The organism is Mycolicibacterium doricum (genome assembly GCF_010728155.1).
Classification (GTDB): Bacteria; Actinomycetota; Actinomycetes; order Mycobacteriales; family Mycobacteriaceae; genus Mycobacterium; species Mycobacterium doricum.
The window spans coordinates 876,707-894,320 of the sequence record NZ_AP022605.1 but is presented as its reverse complement, the minus strand read 5'-3'; the positions used below and the strand labels follow the sequence as shown (position 1 = coordinate 894,320).

The window sequence follows — 17,614 nt, the reverse complement described above, 5'->3', positions numbered from 1 at the left end:
TGCCTACCCCCCTCTGGCCTGATTTCGCCGAGCTTTGCGCACCACCAGACCTGCTCGCACCGCCAGTGCACTCTTCATGGCTCCCCGCAGCGGCGCCTGCCACCGGCGCGGGTACCGATCAGACAAGAAAGTGTAGGTGCTGCGGTGATGGGCGGCCAGGTTGCGGGCCGGGTCCCGCCCGGTCGAATGCCCCTTGTCGTGCAGGATCTCCGCCGACGGCACGTAGACGTTGAGCCAACCGGCCTTACCGAGGCGATCGCCGAGGTCGACGTCCTCCATGTACATGAAGTACCGCTCGTCGAATCCGCCGATCTGCGCGAACGCCGAGCGGCGCAGCAACAGGCAACTCCCCGACAACCAGCCCACCGGGCGTTCGCTGGGCTCGGCTCGATCCTGGCGGTAGGCCGCGGTCCACGGATTGGACCGCCAGAACGGCCCGACCACCGCATGCATCCCGCCGCGGACGAGGCTGGGCAGGTGGCGCGCCGACGGATACACCGAGCCGTCGGGATCGCGGATCAGCGGACCCAGCGCTCCGGCCCGCGGCCACCTATCCGCCGCCTCCAGCAGCAAATCGATCGACCGGGGGCCCCACTGCACGTCCGGGTTGGCGACGAGCAGGAATTCCGACCGGTCGGGGTCGACACCGCGTGCCGATTCCCGCTCGATCGAGGCGACCGCCCGGTTGATCGCGGTGCCGTAGCCCAGGTTGGCGCCCGTGCGCAGCAGTTGGATGTTCGGATACCGCTGGACCGCCTGCTCCGGCGCACCGTCGGTGGACCCGTTGTCGGCTATCACGACCGAGAGGGGTCGATCGGTGGCGTGCGCCAGCGTGGCAAGGAACCGGTCGAGGTGCGGGCCGGGCGAGTACGTCACCGTGATGACGACCAATTCGTCACTCATCGGGCGACCACCCGTTCACGCAGCACGCGTAGAGGGTAGCGGCACGTCACCGATCCCCGGGCAACGCCGTTTCCAATGCCGCGAGCAGCGCCTTACGCCACGGGCGGAGCGGCGTCAGGCCGCGGGCCGTCGACGCCGCACCGCACAACGCCGAGTACGCGGGCCGGCGCGCCGGGCGCGGGAAGCGGTCGCTGCCGACCGGCCGCACCCGCTCTGGGTCGGCGCCGAGCGTCTCGAAGACCGCGCGGGCCTGGTCGAAGCGGCTGGCCTGACCGTCGTTGGCGGCGTGCAGCAGCGGTCCGCGCACTGCCCCGTCGGCGATCTCGAGCAGCGCGCCGACGAGGTCCAGGGCGCTCGTGGGCGACCCGATCTGGTCGGCCACGACGTCGACGGTGTCCGTACCGAGGGCCTTGCGACGCATCGCGGCGACGAAGTCGGTGCCGTGGGCGCCCTCGTAGACCCATGCGGTGCGCACCACGTGACCATGCGGCAGCACGTCGAGCACCGCCCGTTCTCCGGCGAGTTTGGTGCGCCCGTAGACGCTCAGCGGGTGCGGCGTGTCGTCGATCTCGTAGGGACGCGGCGATGCCCCGCCGAAGTCGCCGCTGAAGACGTAGTCCGTCGACACGTGGACGAGGCCCGCACCGACACGCGCGCAAGCGGTAGCGAGGTTGCCCGGGCCGAGGGCGTTGACCGTATGGGCCAGTTCGGGCTCGGATTCCGCGCGGTCGACGTCGGTGAGGGCCGCGCAGTTGACCACCGTGTCACCGGCGGTGATCAGAGCCCCGACTGCGTCGCGATCGGTGATGTCGCAGTCGGCCGAGGTGAGCGCCACCACCTCACGTCCCTGTCGGTGGGCCTGAGCAGCCAGGATACGCCCGACCATGCCGCCGGCACCGGTGATCACGAGACGTTGCGGCATGCGTGTGAGTTTGACACGCGGCCTGGCGCGCCGACGATCGCTACCCCGTCTGCGCCACCTTCGCCAGTAACCTGGGCTGATGCCCGCTCGAGTCCTTCGTGCCGTCGCCGTGACGGTCGCCCTTGCCGTGGTGCTCGGGACCGGGGTGGCCTGGAGCCGGATCCGGTCGTTCGAGGAGGGCATCAACCACATCAATTCTCCGGCACTCGGCGAAGGCGGCGAGGACGGTGCGATCGACGTGCTGCTGGTGGGGTCCGACAGCCGCACCGACGCCCACGGCAACCCGCTGTCGGGCGACGAGCTGGCCGCCCTGCGCGCCGGCAACGACGTGTCCACCAACACCGACACGATCATCCTGATCCGCATCCCGAACAACGGACAGTCGGCGACGGCCATCTCGATTCCGCGCGATTCCTACGTCCAGGCGCCGGGAATGGGCAGGATGAAGATCAACGGCGTCTACGGCTCAGTGCACCTCGAGAAGCTCAAGGAACTCGTCGAGGGGCAGGGCATGGACCCGGCCGAGGCCGAACCGCTTGCGATCGAAGACGGCCGTGAGGCGTTGATCAAGACAGTCGCGAACCTGACCGGGGTCACCGTCGACCACTACGCCGAGATCGGGCTACTGGGCTTCGCACTGATCACCGACGCCCTCGGCGGTGTCGACGTCTGCCTCAAAGAACCTGTCTACGAACCCCTTTCGGGTGCGGACTTCCCGGCCGGGTGGCAGAAGCTCAATGGTCCGCAGGCGTTGAGCTTCGTGCGTCAGCGCCACGATCTGCCGCGCGGCGATCTCGACCGGGTGACCCGCCAGCAGGCGGTGATGGCATCGCTGGCCCATGAGGTGATCTCGAGCAAGACGCTGTCGAGCCCGGCCACGCTGAGCCGGCTGGAGGCGGCCGTACAGCGGTCGGTGGTGCTCTCCGACGGCTGGGACATCATGGATTTCGTCGACCAGCTGCAGAAGTTGGCTGCCGGAAACGTCGCGTTCGCCACGATTCCGGTGTTGCGTGAGGACGGCTGGAGCGACGACGGCATGCAGAGTGTGGTTCGAGTCGACCCGGCAGCGGTTCAGGAGTGGGTAGCGGGCCTGCTCAACGAACAGGACGAAGGTAAGACCGAGGAGCTCGCATACACCGCGGACAAGACCACCGTCGAGGTCGTCAACGCCACAGACATCAACGGTCTTGCCGCGTCGGTGTCGGCGGTACTGTCACAGAAGGGCTTCACCCCCGGCACGACCGGCAACTACGAGGGCGGCGCCGTCGACGGGAGTCAGGTGCGGGCCGCCAAGGTGGATGACGTTGGCGCGCAATCGGTCTCGGAGGATCTGGGTGGCCTCACCGTCGTGCAGGACGGTTCTGTGGCACCGGGCACGGTTCGGGTCGTGCTCGCCGACGACTACACCGGCCCCGGTTCCGGACTCGACGGCACGGACCCGACGCTGACCGCCGACCCGGTCGAGGCTGGGGCCACCGATCCGGCGGCGCCGCCACCGCCCCCGCAAATCATCACCGCCGGTTCCGACGATCCGGAGTGTGTCAACTGACTGTCACCGCCGCACTGCTGGCACCGTTGTTGGACTCCGATCCCGCCGGGCCGAGCGTCACCTATTACGACGACGCAACCGGTGAACGTATCGAGGTGTCGAACGTGACGCTGGCGAACTGGGCGGCCAAGACCGGCAACCTCCTTCGCGACGAACTCGGCGCCGGGCCTGCGACCAGGGTGGCGATCCTGTTGCCCGCACACTGGCAGACCGCCGCGGTGCTGTTCGGCCTTTGGTGGATCGGCGCCGAGGCCCTTGTGGGCGGCGCCTCCAGCATGGACGGCGCCGACATCGCGCTGTGCACGGCGGACCTCATCGACCAGGCGGACGCGGCGGTGGGTACGGGTGAGATCGCCGTGTTGTCGTTGGACCCGTTCGGCAAGCCGGTCGCCGATCTCCCGGTCGGGCTCACCGACTACGCGACGGCGGTGCGGGTCCACGGCGACCAGATCGTCCCCGAGCGCGCACCGGGCCCGGCGCTCAACGGACGGTCCGTCGACGAGGTGCTGGCCGCCGCCGCCCGAGCCGCCACCGCCGCCGGGCTCCGGGCGCGGGATCGGGTACTGTCCACCGCCGATTGGGCTACGGCCGACGACGTGGTCGGGCGCCTACTCGCGGTCTACACCGTCGGCGGATCCCTGGTGCAGGTCGCGCATCCGGATGCGGCCGCGTTGGAGCGGCGCCGCGCGATGGAGAAGATCACCCGCGACCTCGGTTGAACGCCCACGGGTCATCCAGATCGAGACCATTCCCTTGGTCACCGACCGGACAACCTGACAGTCGTTCGCCGCGGTCAACACCGCGGACGCAGGTGTGCGACGTCACCGGCCGCGACCGTCACGCAGTCGCCGCCACTGACGATGGTCAGCCTGCCGAGATGGTCGATGTCGCTCGCCGTTCCCCGCAGGCGTCGGTCGCCGGGCAGCGTGGCGGTGACCTCCTGACCCAGCGTGACGCTGCGGCGTCGGTAGTCGGCGTCGAGGGCCTCGTCGGCGCCCTCAGCACGGCGCCATCGGGTGATCCGCTCGCCGAGATGACGCAAGACGGCTATGCCGAGATCATTGCGGTCGTGATGGCGGGCACCGAGGAGCGACAGCGACGTCGCGCTCGGGCTGGGCGCCTCGACGTCGCTCATCGTGACGTTCAGCCCGATCCCCAGGATCACCACCGGCTGAGGGGCGGCCACTTCGGCGAGGATCCCGGCCAACTTCTTCTCGCCGACGAGCACGTCGTTCGGCCACTTGAGTCCCGCCTCCACGCCCGACACCTCAGCCACGGCGTCGCGCACCGCCACGCCGGTCAGCAGTGGCAACCAACCCCAGGCATCGGGCCGGACGCCACCGGTATCCACGGCGACCGACATCGTGAGCTGAGATCGCGGGGGAGCGCTCCACTGCCGGCCATGTCTGCCACGACCGGCGCTCTGATACTCCGTGAGCAGGACCCTGCCCCCGACCTCCTCTCCCGCTGCCGCGCACGCCAGGAGATCGGCGTTGGTGGAGCCGGTCTCCTCGACGACATCGAGATCCCGCCATCCGGCGGGGAGTCGCTGGCGCAGCATTGCCGCGTCGAGCGGCGGGCGGAGCGACTCGATGGCCATGGGCTGGAGCCTAGCTGTACCGACCCGTGCCTCAGCGCAGCAGTGCGCGTGACATCACCACGCGCTGAATCTGATTGGTGCCCTCGTAGATCTGGGTGATCTTGGCGTCACGCATGAATCGCTCGACGGGGAAGTCAGCGGTGTAACCGGCTCCGCCGAACAACTGCACCGCGTCGGTGGTGACCTCCATCGCCACGTCGGAGGCAAAGCACTTCGAGGCGGCGGAGATGAACCCGAGATTGCCCTCGCCGCGTTCGGCCCGCGCCGCGGCCGAGTACACCATCAGCCGGGCGGCCTCCACCTTCATCGCCATGTCGGCGAGCATGAACTGCACACCCTGGAAGTCGCTGATCGACGTGCCGAACTGCTTGCGGTCCTTGGTGTAGGCGATCGCCGCGTCCACCGCACCCTGGGCGATGCCGACGGCTTGCGCACCAATGGTCGGCCGGGTGTGGTCGAGCGTCGCCAGCGCGGTCTTGAATCCGGTGCCGGACTCCCCGACCATCCGGTCACCCGGGATGCGGCAGTTCTCGAAGTACAACTCGGTGGTCGGCGAACCCTTGATGCCGAGCTTGCGTTCCTTCGGTCCCACCGTGAAGCCCTCGTCGTCGATGTGCACCATGAACGCCGAGATGCCGTTGGCGCCCTTGTCGGGATCGGTCACCGCCATCACGGTGTACCAGGACGACTTGCCGCCGTTGGTGATCCACGCCTTGGCGCCGTTGAGGATCCAGTCGTCGCCGTCGGCCTTGGCGCGGGTACGCATCGACGCGGCATCGCTTCCCGCCTCACGCTCCGACAGCGCGTAGGAGGCCAGTTGGCCGTCGACGAGGTCGGGCAGCACCTTGGTCTTGAGTTCCTCGGAGCCGCGCAGGATCAGGCCCATGGTGCCGAGCTTGTTGACCGCGGGGATCAGCGAGGCCGACGCGTCCACCCGCGCGACCTCCTCGATGACGATGCAGGCCGCCACCGAATCGGCGCCTTGCCCGCCGTACTCCTCGGGCACGTGCACCGCGTTGAAGCCCGAGGCGTTGAGCGCGTCGAGCGCCTCCTGCGGGAACCGCATCTGCTCGTCGACGTCCGCCGCGTACGGAGCGATCTCCTTCTCCGCGAGTGCGCGGATCGCCGCCCGCAACTCCTGGTGCTCCTCGGGCAACTGAAACACATCGAACGACGGATTACCGGTCCAACCAGCCATCGTGACCCTCCTTGCTACTCGCGGGTAACTCTACCTGCGCTCATCCTCACCGAGTAGCCGACTCCGCAGCGCTTTATCCTTCTCGAGCACCATCTGTTCGAGGTCGGCCTGGAAGCCGACCATGCGGGCACGGAGTGCTGAATCGGCTGCTGCGAGGATCCGCACGGCCAACAGTCCGGCGTTGCGGGCACCGCCGATCGACACCGTGGCCACCGGTACACCGGCAGGCATCTGCACGATCGACAGCAGCGAATCCAGCCCGTCCAGCCGGGCCAGGGGCACCGGCACGCCGATCACCGGCAACGGTGTCGCCGAGGCGACCATCCCCGGCAGATGCGCCGCCCCGCCGGCACCGGCGATGACGACCTCGATTCCACGGTCGGCGGCCGTGCTCGCGTAGTCCAGCATGCGACCGGGGGTTCGGTGCGCGGAGACCACACCGACCTCGAAGGCCACCTCGAATTCTGCGAGCGCTTCGGCGGCGTCGGCCATCACCGACCAGTCGCTGTCGCTGCCCATGATGACCCCCACGCGGGGGGCTGGTGCGTTCACCCCGAGATTCCTTCCCTGACGACGGCGTGCGGATCCCATCCGTCGGTCCACTCCGCGTGGGACAGCCAGTGCGCTGCCCGCTCGGCCCGCTCGCGCAGCACGCCCGGATGGTCACCGGTGAGGTTGACGTGGCCGATCTTGCGGCCCGGCCGCTCTCCCTTGCCGTACAGGTGCACCTTGGCGTCGGGCATCCGGGCAAACAGGTGGTGCACGCGTTCGTCCATCGACATCGCGGGACTGTGAGGTGCGCCGATGACATTGGCCATGACGGTGGCGGGAGCGAGCAACGCGGTGTCCCCGAGGGGATAGTCCAGTACCGCGCGGACGTGCTGTTCGAACTGACTGGTGACCGCGCCGTCCATGCTCCAGTGCCCGGAGTTGTGCGGGCGCATCGCGAGTTCGTTCACCAGCAACCGGCCGTCGGTCGTCTCGAAGAGTTCGACGGCGAGGACCCCGACCACTCCGAGTTCGGCGGCCAGCTTCAGTGCCAGCTGTTGGGCGCTCGAGCCGAGCTCGTCGAACAGCTCCGGCGCAGGCGCCAGCACCACCACGCAGATACCGTCACGCTGGACCGTCTCGACCACCGGCCACGCCGCGCCTTGGCCGAACGGCGACCTGGCCACCAGGGCCGCCAGCTCGCGTCGCATGTCGACACGTTCTTCGGCGATGATCGGCACGCCGTCGGCGAGGTAGCGGGCGGCGACGTCGCGCGCCTCGTCGACGTCGGCGGCGAGCGCCACGCCACGGCCGTCGTACCCGCCGCGGATCGTCTTCAGCACGACCGGGCCGCCGACCTCTGCGGAGAAGGCCGCGACGTCGTCGACGGTGTCGACGGCGGTGTAACGCGGGATCGGCGCTCCCATCGCCTCGAGTCGCCTGCGCATCACCAGCTTGTCCTGGGCGTGCACCAACGCAGCGGGCGGCGGCGCCACGTTCACGCCCTCGGCAACCAGAGTCTCGAGCGCCTCGGTGGGGACGTGTTCGTGGTCGAAGGTCAGCACCGTTGCGCCGGCCGCCGCGCGCCGCAGCGCATCCAGGTCGGTGTGCGATCCGATTACCACGTCGGGCGTCACCTGGGCGGCCGGCTCCTGTGGACCGGTGGCGAGCACGCGCAGGCTCTGGCCGAGCGCGATCGCCGCCTGATGGGTCATCCGGGCGAGCTGGCCTCCGCCGATCATGGCCACCACCGGTGGAGAAGAAGTAGTACTCGGCACGCCGCCTATCGTGTCATGGCCCGGTCCGGCAGATTGACCAGGAATGACGCCGCGATACGGCTGCGATACGACAGGGGCCCCTTCGGTTCCGTAGACTTCTTCCTTGTGTCTTTCGCCGATGCGACGATCAAGCGGCTGCCGCGGCCCATCCGGCCGTACGCAGAGCAGCATCATGAGCTCATCAAGTTCGCCATCGTCGGCGCGACCACGTTCGTCATCGACTCGGTCATCTTCTTCACCCTCAAGCTGACGATTCTGGAGCCCAAGCCGGTGACGGCAAAGATCATCGCCGGAATCGTGGCGGTGATCGCGTCTTACATCCTCAACCGGGAGTGGAGCTTCCGTGATCGCGGTGGACGTGAGCGACATCACGAGGCGCTGTTGTTCTTCGGGTTCAGCGGTGTCGGCGTGTTGCTCAGCATGTTGCCGCTGTACTTCTCGAGCTACGTGCTGGGCCTTCGTGTGCCCGAGGTATCGCTGACGATGGAGAACATCGCCGACTTCGTCTCCGCCTACATTCTCGGCAACCTGCTGCAGATGGCGTTCCGGTTCTGGGCCTTCCGGCGCTGGGTGTTCCCGGAGGAGTTCGGCCGCAACCCCGACAAGGCGCTGGAATCCACCTTGACCAGCGGGGGTTTTGCCGAGGCGATGGAGGACGCCGCCGGGCACCACGCCGATCAACACAACGACGGCACCGTGACACCGTTGCGGCGGTCCCGCCGACGCGCGGAGCTCGATCAGCTCGGTGACTCGTCGAACCCCAGGGTGTCGAAGACTTCGTGATACAGCAGTGAGTGCACGCGCTCCACGCGGGGAATGTCGTGGAATTCCAGTGGACCCTGCGCCGCTGACTCGATGACCAGGGTCCCGGTGCGCCAAATCCGGTCGAGGAGGCCGTGCCGAAACTCGACGCTGTTGATCCGTGCCAGCGGGATGTCGATGCCGGCGCGGGTGAGCAAACCATGCCGGAACATCACCCGCCGATCGGTGATGACGAAATGCGTCGTCCACCAGGCGAGGAACGGCCATACCGTCAGCCAGCCGACGAGCACCAGCCAGATGCCACCGATGACGAGGAAGATGACGTTCTTGGTGGAGGCGTCCCAGGCGAGGGTGTTGACGTACCCGGCCACGAAGGCGGCGGCCGCGCTGGTGCCGAGCAGCACGAGCACCGCGCCGATCAACCGCTTCCAGTGCGGATGCCGGTGCAGGACCACCTGTTCGTCCCTGGCCAGCATGTTTTCCGGATATCCCACGGCAGCACTGTACTCAGGGGCGTGTGCGCGGCGGTGGTGTCAACTTCAGTAGGCGCCGGAGTGGCGCAGCATCGCCTTGACGGTCTTGAAGGCGATCTGCAGGTCGGAGATCATCGACCAGTTCTCCACGTAGAACAGGTCGAGCCGGACCGAATCTTCCCATGACAGATCGGAGCGGCCGCTGACCTGCCACAGACCGGTGATCCCCGGCCGAACCAGCAGCCGGCGCCGGACGTGGTCGTCGTAGGTCTTGACCTCGCTGGCCAGCGGCGGCCGCGGGCCGACGACACTCATGTCGCGCTTGAGCACGTTGATGAACTGCGGCAGCTCGTCGATGCTGTACTTGCGCAACAACCGACCGAGCGGGGTGACCCGCGGATCCTCGCGGATCTTGAACAGGACTCCGCCGTCGCTCTCGTTCAGCGCGGCCAATCCGGGCCGCATCCTGTCCGCACCGTCGACCATGGTGCGGAACTTCACCATCTCGAACGGTCGGCCGTCGAGACCGATGCGCTCGGAGCGGTAGAAAACCGGACCGTGGCTGGTCAACTTGACCGCGACCGCCACGGCGGTCAGGATCGGCGCGCCGAGCAGGAGCACAGACCCGGCGAAGACCATGTCAAAGAGCCGCTTCTGGAACCGTTTCGCGCCGTTGTACTGCGGCTTCTCCACGTGGATCAGCGGAAGCCCGGCGACCGGACGCATCGTCAGGCGCGGGCCGGCGACGTCGACGACCCCGGGTGCGACGAGCAGGTCGATGTCGAGCTTCTCGAGTTCCCAGGAGAGGTCGCGCATACCGCGTCCGTCGAGCCGCTCGGTGGCGGTCACGGCGACAGCGTGGCTCTGGGTCGCGGTCACGGCTCCCACGACGTTGGTCTCGTCACCGAAGATGGGGATCGAGCCGACACCCGGAACCTGGAGCTCGGACATGGCGAAGCCGCTGGGGACGCAGGCGCCGACGACGAGGTATTCCGACTTCGTCTCGCGGGCAAGCGACCTGGTGAGGTCGCGGATGGCGTGCGGGTTGCCGACCACGAGCAGGCGGGTGATGCACCGACCGTACTTCTCCCGCACCGAGGCGACGACGCGGCGGGCGACCCATCGCACGACGATCAGCGCCACCAGGCCGATCGGCAGCGCGATCATCAGGTAACCGCGGGCGATGTTGAGCTTGAACAGCATCGAGATGATCGCCACACCGCCGAAGACGGCCAGGGTCGCCAGCCACACCCGCCGGTACTCTTCGGCGCCCGAACCGATCACCCGCGGGGACCGGGTTCGGTTGATCGACATTGCCAGCATCCAGACGGCGGCGATGATCACCGACAGGATCGAGTAAGACAAGTCCGGGTAGGTGTTGGTCTCCCCGGGTAGGCTGCCGAAACGGAGCCACTGAGCTGCGCCGATAGCCAGCACAACGGCAGCGAGGTCCAAGACGACCAGACGGCGTGCATAGCCCCGCTGCCAGAGTGGCACGCTTCCCGGCTCGACTACGGCCTTTGCTGTGGTACCTAATTGATCGTCCACCGCAGTCATGCGGTCCCCCCCGCGCTCAATTTCCCCTGGCTGACCCTAACGCACGTCACACAAGCATCTCAAGATGATCACGAAACCGCTCGGCGGTCGACCGGTCAATTCGTTAGTTCACGTTTACGTTTGCAGCGCATACGCGGCATTGGCCGGTCGTCAACCGGCGCCGATTGGTTTGCTGGCCCCGGGCGGCGCTTCACTGGGGCGCCACACCGCCCGATCCGGAGAGAAATCATTTCTAAGGGGATTTCTAAGGGGATCGTGAAAGCGCCGGAGAATGGTCGAATAGCATCAACCATCATGACGAGCGTGACTGATCCCTCCGCGCCCTCGGGCGCCCACGAGATCGACATTCACACCACTGCCGGCAAGCTGGCCGACCTGCGCAAGCGGACGCAGGAGGCCCAGCACCCGGTCGGTGAGGCAGCGGTCGAGAAGGTGCACGCCAAGGGCAAGCTGACGGCCCGCGAGCGCATCCTCGCGCTGCTCGACGAGGATTCGTTCGTCGAGCTCGACGCGTTGGCCAAGCACCGCAGCACCAACTTCGGGCTGCAGGCCAACCGGCCGCCAGGCGACGGTGTGGTGACCGGATACGGCACCATCGACGGCCGCGAGGTCTGCATCTTCAGCCAGGATGCCACCGTGTTCGGCGGCAGCCTCGGTGAGGTCTACGGCGAGAAGATCGTCAAGGTGCAGGAACTCGCCATCAAGACGGGCCGTCCGCTCATCGGCATCAACGACGGCGCCGGAGCGCGCATCCAGGAGGGCGTCGTCTCGCTGGGCCTCTACAGCCGCATCTTCCACAACAACATCAAGGCGTCGGGCGTCATCCCGCAGATCTCGCTGATCATGGGCGCCGCGGCCGGCGGCCACGTGTACTCGCCCGCGCTCACCGACTTCGTGATCATGGTCGACAAGACCAGCCAGATGTTCATCACCGGTCCGGACGTCATCAAGACGGTCACCGGTGAAGAGGTGACCATGGAGGAACTCGGCGGCGGCCACACCCACATGGCGAAGTCCGGTCTGGCGCACTACGTCGCCTCCGGCGAGCAGGACGCGTTCGACTACGTCCGGGACCTGCTGTCCTACCTGCCGCCGAACAACTACGCCGATCCGCCGCGCTACCCGTCGCCGGCACCGGCCGGCCCGATCGAGGAGACCCTCACCGACGAGGACCTCGAGCTGGACACGCTGATCCCGGACTCGCCGAACCAGCCGTACGACATGCACGAGGTCATCACGCGCATCCTCGACGACGACGAGTTCCTGGAGATCCAGGAGGGTTACGCGAACAACATCATCGTCGGGTTCGGGCGTATCGACGGCCGCCCGGTGGGCATCGTCGCCAACCAGCCGACCCAGTTCGCCGGCTGCCTCGACATCAACGCCTCGGAGAAGGCCGCGCGGTTCGTCCGGACCTGCGACTGCTTCAACATCCCGATCGTCATGCTCGTCGACGTCCCGGGCTTCCTGCCCGGGACCGAGCAGGAGTACAACGGCATCATTCGCCGCGGCGCGAAGCTGCTCTACGCCTACGGCGAGGCCACGGTCGCCAAGATAACCGTCATCACCCGCAAGGCCTACGGCGGCGCGTACTGCGTCATGGGTTCCAAGGACATGGGCTGCGACGTCAACGTCGCGTGGCCGACGGCGCAGATCGCGGTCATGGGAGCCTCCGGCGCGGTCGGCTTCGTGTACCGCCAGCAGCTCAAAGAGGCCGCCCAGGAAGGCCAGGACGTCGACGCGCTGCGTCTGCAACTACAGCAGGAGTACGAGGACACCCTGGTCAACCCGTACGTGGCCGCGGAGCGCGGATACGTCGACGCGGTCATCCCGCCGTCGCACACCCGCGGTTACATCGGCACCGCGTTGCGCCTGCTGGAGCGCAAGATCACCCAGACGCCACCCAAGAAGCACGGCAACATCCCGCTCTAAGATCTCGCCGTGATCGACCGCTAAGGAGCCGGCCATGTCGCAGGACACCGACATCACCGAGGTCAGCGATCACCGCCAGCTGACCATCGACCTACCCCCCGCCACCGACCCCCACATCCACATCGTGAAGGGGCAGCCGACCGACGAGGAGATCGCCGCGCTGGCCGTGGTGCTCGCCAGCGCAGGCGGCGAGCACGTCGAGCCGGGACCGCAGGAGTTCAACCCGTGGGGCCATCCGGTGGGCAAGCTGCGCTACGACGTCACCAGCTGGCAGCGGGTGACGCTGCTGGAGCGCACCCACATGCGGAGGTGATGAGCGCTTGCGCGAAGAACGTCGAACTTGACCACCCGGGTCGTCCTCGGGTCCGCGTCGACGGGCCGGCTGAAGCTGTTGCGCCAGGCCGGGATCGAACCACTGGTCCTCGTGTCCGGGGTGGACGAGGATGCGATCGTCGCGGCCCTGGGTGCGGCGGCGCCGCCGGACCAGGTGGTGTGCGCCCTGGCCGCGGCCAAGGCCGCCAGCGTCGTGGACGCCCTTCCGGCCGACGTCGCGGCCGACTGCGTGGTCCTCGGGTGCGACTCGATGCTCCTTCTGGACGGCCGCCTGACCGGTAAACCCGGTACGGCGGCGGCCGCGCGCGCGCAATGGCAACTGATGGCAGGACGCAGCGGTGAGCTCTATACCGGCCACTGCGTCATACGGGTCCGCGACGGTGTCACCGAGCGACGCCAGCACGAGGCGGCCGCCACCACGGTCCGCTTCGGCTGCCCATCTCCGGTCGATCTGACCGCCTACCTGGACAGCGGCGAACCGCTCGACGTGGCAGGCGCATTCACGCTCGACGGGCTCGGTGGCTGGTTCCTCGACGGGGTCGACGGCGACCCTTCGAACGTGATTGGGCTGAGCCTTCCGCTGGTACGCCGCATGCTGGAGCGGGTCGACCTGTCGGTTCCCGAGTTGTGGACGCGCTGACCGCGGCCCGGCGCCACGCTGACCGGCGGTAGGCTCATTTGCGTGCCGCTGCCACCTGATCCCAGCCCGAAACTCGCCGACTACGCCCACCCGGAACGGCTGGTCACCGCCGACTGGCTGGCCGGTAATCTCGGCCGCCCCGGTCTGGCCATCGTCGAGTCGGACGAAGACGTCCTGCTCTACGACACCGGCCACATCCCCGGCGCGGTGAAGATCGACTGGCACGTCGACCTCAACGATCCCAATGTCCGCGACTACATCGACGGCAAGCAGTTCGCCGCGCTGATGGACCGCAAGGGCATCAGCCGCGACGACACCGTGGTCATCTACGGGGACAAGAGCAACTGGTGGGCGGCCTACGCGCTGTGGGTCTTCACGTTGTTCGGGCATCCCGACGTGCGGTTGCTCGACGGCGGCCGTGACCTGTGGATCTCGGACGGGCGCGACACCACTCTCGATGTGCCGTCCAAGCAGACCAGTGGCTACCCGGTCGTCGAACGTGACGACGCCCCGATCCGCGCATACCGCGAGGACGTGCTGGAGATCCTGGGCAGGCAGCCGCTCATCGATGTGCGCTCGCCGGCCGAGTACACCGGTGAGCGCACCCACATGCCCGACTACCCGGAAGAGGGTGCGCTGCGCGGCGGGCACATCCCGACCGCGCGGTCGATCCCCTGGAGCAAGGCGGCCCGGGACAACGGTCAGTTCCGCACCAGGGCCGAGCTGGAAGAGCTCTACGGCTTCCTCCGCCCCGGCGACGAGACGGTCGTCTACTGCCGCATCGGTGAGCGGTCCAGCCACACCTGGTTCGTCCTCACCCACCTGCTCGGCCTGCCGGGGGTGCGCAACTATGACGGCTCGTGGACCGAGTGGGGCAACGCAGTACGCGTGCCCGTCGCGGTCGGATCCGATCCGGGAGAGGTTCCGGGGTCGTCATGACGATGCCGGCCGCCCTCGCCGAGGTCGTGTCCGAGTTCCGGGACGTGCAGGGTCAGGACAGGCTCCGACTGCTGCTGGAGTTCGCCGACGACCTGCCCGCGCTGCCGTCGGAGCTCGAAGAGGCGGCGATGGAACCGGTGCCCGAATGCCAGTCGCCGCTGTTCCTGCACGTCGACGCCGCCGACCGCAACCAGGTAAGGCTGTACTTCAGCGCGCCGGCCGAAGCGCCGACCACCCGGGGCTTCGCGGCCATCCTGGCGACTGGGCTCGACGAGCAACCGGCGGACGACATCCTCGGCGTGCCCGACGACTTCTACCTCGAACTGGGGTTGGCCGCGCTGATCAGCCCGCTGCGACTGCGGGGGATGTCGGCGATGCTTGCCCGGATCAAGAACCGGCTGCGGGCTTAACTCCAACACTCTTCGGCAGCCCTGACTACACCCACTCCGTACCACTAAACGTCTGCCAACGGCTCACCCGCTTCGGGCGCCTGCCAGCACACCTTCCACCACTTCCGAACCAGATGCTTTTGGCTCGGCCCCTTGACATCCAACGAATTCAGCACCAAGTCCGGGTCACCAGAGGCTTCGACGACAGCCTCCTGCGCCTCGTCGAGGTGCATGTCGACAACGTCGGGCATCGTCGGCTCTTCCTGCGCCCCGCCGCGGTGGGTCCGGCAACGCTGCTTGCCGCCAAAAAGATCATCGATGCAACACTGATAACCTGTGTCGGATTGCTCCACATACGTCCCCCTTGGCTCCAGGTTCAAGATGTACAGCAACGGTTGCCGGTGTTCTTGTTCTCCCATAGGAAGTCTGATTATTCGGTGCTATAGGACGTAAGCGCCTCGAGGTGAACGGTCACCGCCAGGTGCTGTCGGCTGCCGCTTTGAATAGCAAAGACGCTGCGCTTCGATGAGTCCTTTACATGCTGCAGCGAGCTCCTAGCGTCCACGTATCGATCGACGACGAACCGACCGCCCTGGGCGCAATGACCGTCAGCGCCCCGGCCGACACACCCTCCAGGACAGTGAGGACGACAGTACTTCCAGCGGACGAACTTACTCTCAAGTAACGGCACCGCCTCGCCGAGACCTCAGGTGCGGCGCCTAAACTGCCCGGGATAAGTTCTTAAAGACGTTCTTAAATAAGTGCCCGAAAGGCATACCAGCAGGAGGCGAAGTGGCCAGTCACGCCAGCTCGAAGATCTCCAAGGTGCTTGTCGCCAACCGAGGAGAGATTGCGGTCCGGGTCATCCGGGCGGCGAAGGACGCCGGGTTGCCGAGCGTGGCGGTCTACGCCGAACCCGACGCCGACGCACCGCACGTCCGGCTCGCGGACGAGGCCTTCGCGCTGGGCGGCCAGACCTCGGCCGAGTCCTACCTGGTATTCGAGAAGCTGCTCGACGCGGCGCAGAAGTCGGGGGCGAACGCCATTCACCCCGGTTACGGCTTCCTCAGCGAGAACGCCGACTTCGCCCAGGCCGTCATCGACGCCGGGCTGATCTGGATTGGCCCCAGCCCGCAGTCGATCCGCGACCTCGGCGACAAGGTGACCGCGCGTCACATCGCCGCGCGAGCGCAGGCGCCCCTGGTCCCCGGCACACCGGATCCGGTCAAGGACGCCGATGAGGTCGTGGCGTTCGCCAAGGAGTACGGCGTCCCGGTCGCGATCAAGGCCGCCTTCGGCGGTGGCGGTCGCGGCATGAAGGTCGCGCGCACCATCGCGGAGATCCCCGAGCTGTTCGATTCGGCCACCCGTGAGGCCGTCGCCGCGTTCGGCCGCGGTGAGTGCTTCGTCGAGCGCTACCTCGACAAGCCACGCCATGTCGAAGCGCAGGTCATCGCCGATCAGCACGGCAATGTCGTCGTCGCGGGTACCCGCGACTGCTCGCTGCAGCGCCGCTTTCAGAAATTGGTGGAAGAAGCTCCGGCACCGTTCTTGACCGACGCGCAACGCAAGGAGATCCACGAGTCGGCCAAGCGTATTTGCAAGGAGGCCGGCTACTACGGGGCGGGCACCGTCGAGTACCTCGTCGGCCAGGACGGTCTGATCTCGTTCCTCGAGGTGAACACCCGTCTGCAGGTCGAGCACCCGGTCACCGAGGAGACCTCCGGTATCGACCTGGTCCGTCAGCAGTTTCGCATCGCCAACGGCGAACCGCTCGGCATCACCGAGGACCCGACGCCGCGCGGCCACTCGATCGAGTTCCGCATCAACGGCGAGGACGCCGGACGTGGCTTCCTGCCCGCCCCCGGCCCGGTGACCAAGTTCGAGCCGCCGACCGGCCCCGGCGTTCGCCTGGACTCCGGCGTGGAGTCCGGATCGGTGATCGGCGGTCAGTTCGATTCGATGCTGGCCAAGCTGATCGTCACCGGCGCCACCCGCGAGGAGGCCTTGGAGCGCTCGCGCCGCGCCTTGGCGGAGTTCAACGTCGAAGGACTCGCCACGGTCATCCCGTTCCACCGGGCGGTGGTCAGCGATCCCGCGTTCATCGGTGACGAGGACGGCTTCACCGTGCACACCCGGTGGATCGAAACCGAATGGGACAACACCGTCGATCCGTTCACCGGTAGGGAGCCGATCGACGAAGAGGACACCGCACCACGCCAGACCGTGGTCGTGGAGGTCGGCGGCCGGCGCCTCGAGGTATCGCTGCCGGGCGATCTGGTCCTCGGCACCGGCGGGGGTGCCGCCCCCGCAGGCGTGATCCGCAAGAAGCCCAAGCCGCGTAAGCGTGGCGGGCACGGCGGTGCTGCGACGTCCGGCGACTCGGTCACCGCGCCGATGCAGGGCACCGTCGTCAAGGTCGCGGTCGAAGAGGGTCAGCAGGTGTCCGCCGGGGACCTGGTCGTCGTCCTCGAGGCGATGAAGATGGAGAACCCGGTGACCGCCCACAAGGACGGCGCCATCACCGGACTCGCGGTGGAGGCGGGCGCCGCTGTCACCCAGGGCACCGTACTGGCCGAGATCAAGAGCGACGGCGAGTAACCCCTCCGGCTCGCACCCCGGTGCAGTCGTTCGGTCCGGCCGAACGACTG

Annotated in this window: 18 protein-coding genes; 9 read left to right on the top strand and 9 right to left on the bottom strand. The window is 67.7% G+C overall.

The genetic code is table 11. The features are described from left to right. Positions 1 to 3: 3 nt before the first annotated feature. Together G6N07_RS04500 and rfbD are read right to left on the bottom strand one after the other, a co-directional pair. Positions 4 to 903 carry a glycosyltransferase family 2 protein gene (locus G6N07_RS04500; protein WP_085190162.1) on the bottom strand — a complete coding sequence of 300 codons (900 nt, stop codon included), beginning with the start codon at positions 901 to 903 and terminating at the stop codon, positions 4 to 6. A gap of 46 nt (positions 904 to 949) precedes the next feature. Then, positions 950 to 1,825, bottom strand: coding sequence for a dTDP-4-dehydrorhamnose reductase (rfbD, locus tag G6N07_RS04495; protein WP_085190164.1), 876 nt, complete (start codon positions 1,823 to 1,825; stop codon positions 950 to 952). Positions 1,826 to 1,904: 79 nt separating this feature from the next. Between rfbD and G6N07_RS04490 the strand changes: the two genes are divergently transcribed. Together G6N07_RS04490 and G6N07_RS04485 are read left to right on the top strand one after the other, a co-directional pair. Further along, a complete protein-coding gene (locus tag G6N07_RS04490) occupies positions 1,905 to 3,374 on the top strand; it encodes an LCP family protein (protein WP_085190166.1) in 1,470 nt (489 codons plus the stop codon). After that, positions 3,362 to 4,093, top strand: coding sequence for a TIGR03089 family protein (locus tag G6N07_RS04485; protein ID WP_085190168.1), 732 nt, complete (start codon positions 3,362 to 3,364; stop codon positions 4,091 to 4,093). Before G6N07_RS04490 ends, G6N07_RS04485 begins: the two co-directional genes overlap by 13 nt. 74 nt (positions 4,094 to 4,167) lie before the next feature. Here the strand turns inward: G6N07_RS04485 and G6N07_RS04480 are convergent, their stop codons facing one another. From G6N07_RS04480 to G6N07_RS04465, 4 genes are read right to left on the bottom strand one after another with little or no spacing between them, the layout of a single operon-like run. Continuing rightward, on the bottom strand, positions 4,168 to 4,974 hold the full coding sequence (locus G6N07_RS04480) for a biotin--[acetyl-CoA-carboxylase] ligase (RefSeq protein ID WP_085190169.1): 807 nt from the start codon (positions 4,972 to 4,974) through the stop codon (positions 4,168 to 4,170). Between the two features lie 31 nt (positions 4,975 to 5,005). Further along, positions 5,006 to 6,172, bottom strand: coding sequence for an acyl-CoA dehydrogenase (locus G6N07_RS04475; protein WP_085190171.1), 1,167 nt, complete (start codon positions 6,170 to 6,172; stop codon positions 5,006 to 5,008). Positions 6,173 to 6,202: 30 nt separating this feature from the next. Beyond that, positions 6,203 to 6,763 carry a 5-(carboxyamino)imidazole ribonucleotide mutase gene (purE, locus tag G6N07_RS04470; RefSeq protein ID WP_085190173.1) on the bottom strand — a complete coding sequence of 187 codons (561 nt, stop codon included), beginning with the start codon at positions 6,761 to 6,763 and terminating at the stop codon, positions 6,203 to 6,205. Then, positions 6,721 to 7,902, bottom strand: a complete 1,182-nt coding sequence (locus G6N07_RS04465; protein WP_235849707.1) for a 5-(carboxyamino)imidazole ribonucleotide synthase — start codon at positions 7,900 to 7,902, stop codon at positions 6,721 to 6,723. Before G6N07_RS04465 ends, purE begins: the two co-directional genes overlap by 43 nt. A 141-nt stretch (positions 7,903 to 8,043) precedes the next feature. Here G6N07_RS04465 and G6N07_RS04460 point away from each other — a divergent pair, with 141 nt between their 5' ends. After that, on the top strand, positions 8,044 to 8,721 hold the full coding sequence (locus tag G6N07_RS04460; RefSeq protein WP_085190310.1) for a GtrA family protein: 678 nt from the start codon (positions 8,044 to 8,046) through the stop codon (positions 8,719 to 8,721). Here the strand turns inward: G6N07_RS04460 and G6N07_RS04455 are convergent. Together G6N07_RS04455 and G6N07_RS04450 are read right to left on the bottom strand one after the other, a co-directional pair. After that, positions 8,676 to 9,194 carry a PH domain-containing protein gene (locus G6N07_RS04455; protein ID WP_085190175.1) on the bottom strand — a complete coding sequence of 173 codons (519 nt, stop codon included), beginning with the start codon at positions 9,192 to 9,194 and terminating at the stop codon, positions 8,676 to 8,678. The two genes, G6N07_RS04460 and G6N07_RS04455, sit on opposite strands and share 46 nt — an antisense overlap. 45 nt (positions 9,195 to 9,239) lie before the next feature. Then, positions 9,240 to 10,730: a sugar transferase gene (locus G6N07_RS04450; protein WP_085190177.1), complete on the bottom strand. Its 1,491-nt coding sequence runs from the start codon at positions 10,728 to 10,730 to the stop codon at positions 9,240 to 9,242. A gap of 294 nt (positions 10,731 to 11,024) precedes the next feature. Here G6N07_RS04450 and G6N07_RS04445 point away from each other — a divergent pair, with 294 nt between their 5' ends. Genes G6N07_RS04445 through G6N07_RS04425 form a run of 5 tightly spaced genes read left to right on the top strand, consistent with a single transcriptional unit; the run spans position 11,025 to position 14,984 of the window. After that, positions 11,025 to 12,662 (top strand): acyl-CoA carboxylase subunit beta, encoded by a 1,638-nt coding sequence (locus tag G6N07_RS04445; RefSeq protein ID WP_085190179.1) that lies wholly within the window; start codon positions 11,025 to 11,027, stop codon positions 12,660 to 12,662. A 34-nt stretch (positions 12,663 to 12,696) separates the two neighbouring features. After that, the gene (locus tag G6N07_RS04440) at positions 12,697 to 12,975 is read left to right on the top strand and encodes an acyl-CoA carboxylase subunit epsilon (protein WP_085190181.1); all 279 of its coding nucleotides are present in this window, start codon (positions 12,697 to 12,699) and stop codon (positions 12,973 to 12,975) included. A 27-nt stretch (positions 12,976 to 13,002) separates the two neighbouring features. Beyond that, positions 13,003 to 13,635 (top strand): Maf family protein, encoded by a 633-nt coding sequence (locus G6N07_RS04435; protein WP_085190182.1) that lies wholly within the window; start codon positions 13,003 to 13,005, stop codon positions 13,633 to 13,635. 42 nt (positions 13,636 to 13,677) lie between these two features. Next, positions 13,678 to 14,574 carry a sulfurtransferase gene (locus tag G6N07_RS04430; RefSeq protein WP_085190184.1) on the top strand — a complete coding sequence of 299 codons (897 nt, stop codon included), beginning with the start codon at positions 13,678 to 13,680 and terminating at the stop codon, positions 14,572 to 14,574. Further along, positions 14,571 to 14,984 carry a SufE family protein gene (locus G6N07_RS04425; protein WP_085190186.1) on the top strand — a complete coding sequence of 138 codons (414 nt, stop codon included), beginning with the start codon at positions 14,571 to 14,573 and terminating at the stop codon, positions 14,982 to 14,984. The genes G6N07_RS04430 and G6N07_RS04425 overlap by 4 nt, the downstream gene beginning before the upstream one ends. Positions 14,985 to 15,028: 44 nt before the next feature. Here G6N07_RS04425 and G6N07_RS04420 read toward each other — a convergent pair whose 3' ends face one another. Next, positions 15,029 to 15,316 carry a hypothetical protein gene (locus G6N07_RS04420; RefSeq protein WP_133055530.1) on the bottom strand — a complete coding sequence of 96 codons (288 nt, stop codon included), beginning with the start codon at positions 15,314 to 15,316 and terminating at the stop codon, positions 15,029 to 15,031. A gap of 439 nt (positions 15,317 to 15,755) precedes the next feature. Here G6N07_RS04420 and G6N07_RS04415 point away from each other — a divergent pair, with 439 nt between their 5' ends. Then, positions 15,756 to 17,564, top strand: a complete 1,809-nt coding sequence (locus G6N07_RS04415) for an acetyl/propionyl/methylcrotonyl-CoA carboxylase subunit alpha (RefSeq protein WP_085190190.1) — start codon at positions 15,756 to 15,758, stop codon at positions 17,562 to 17,564. Positions 17,565 to 17,614: the final 50 nt, after the last annotated feature.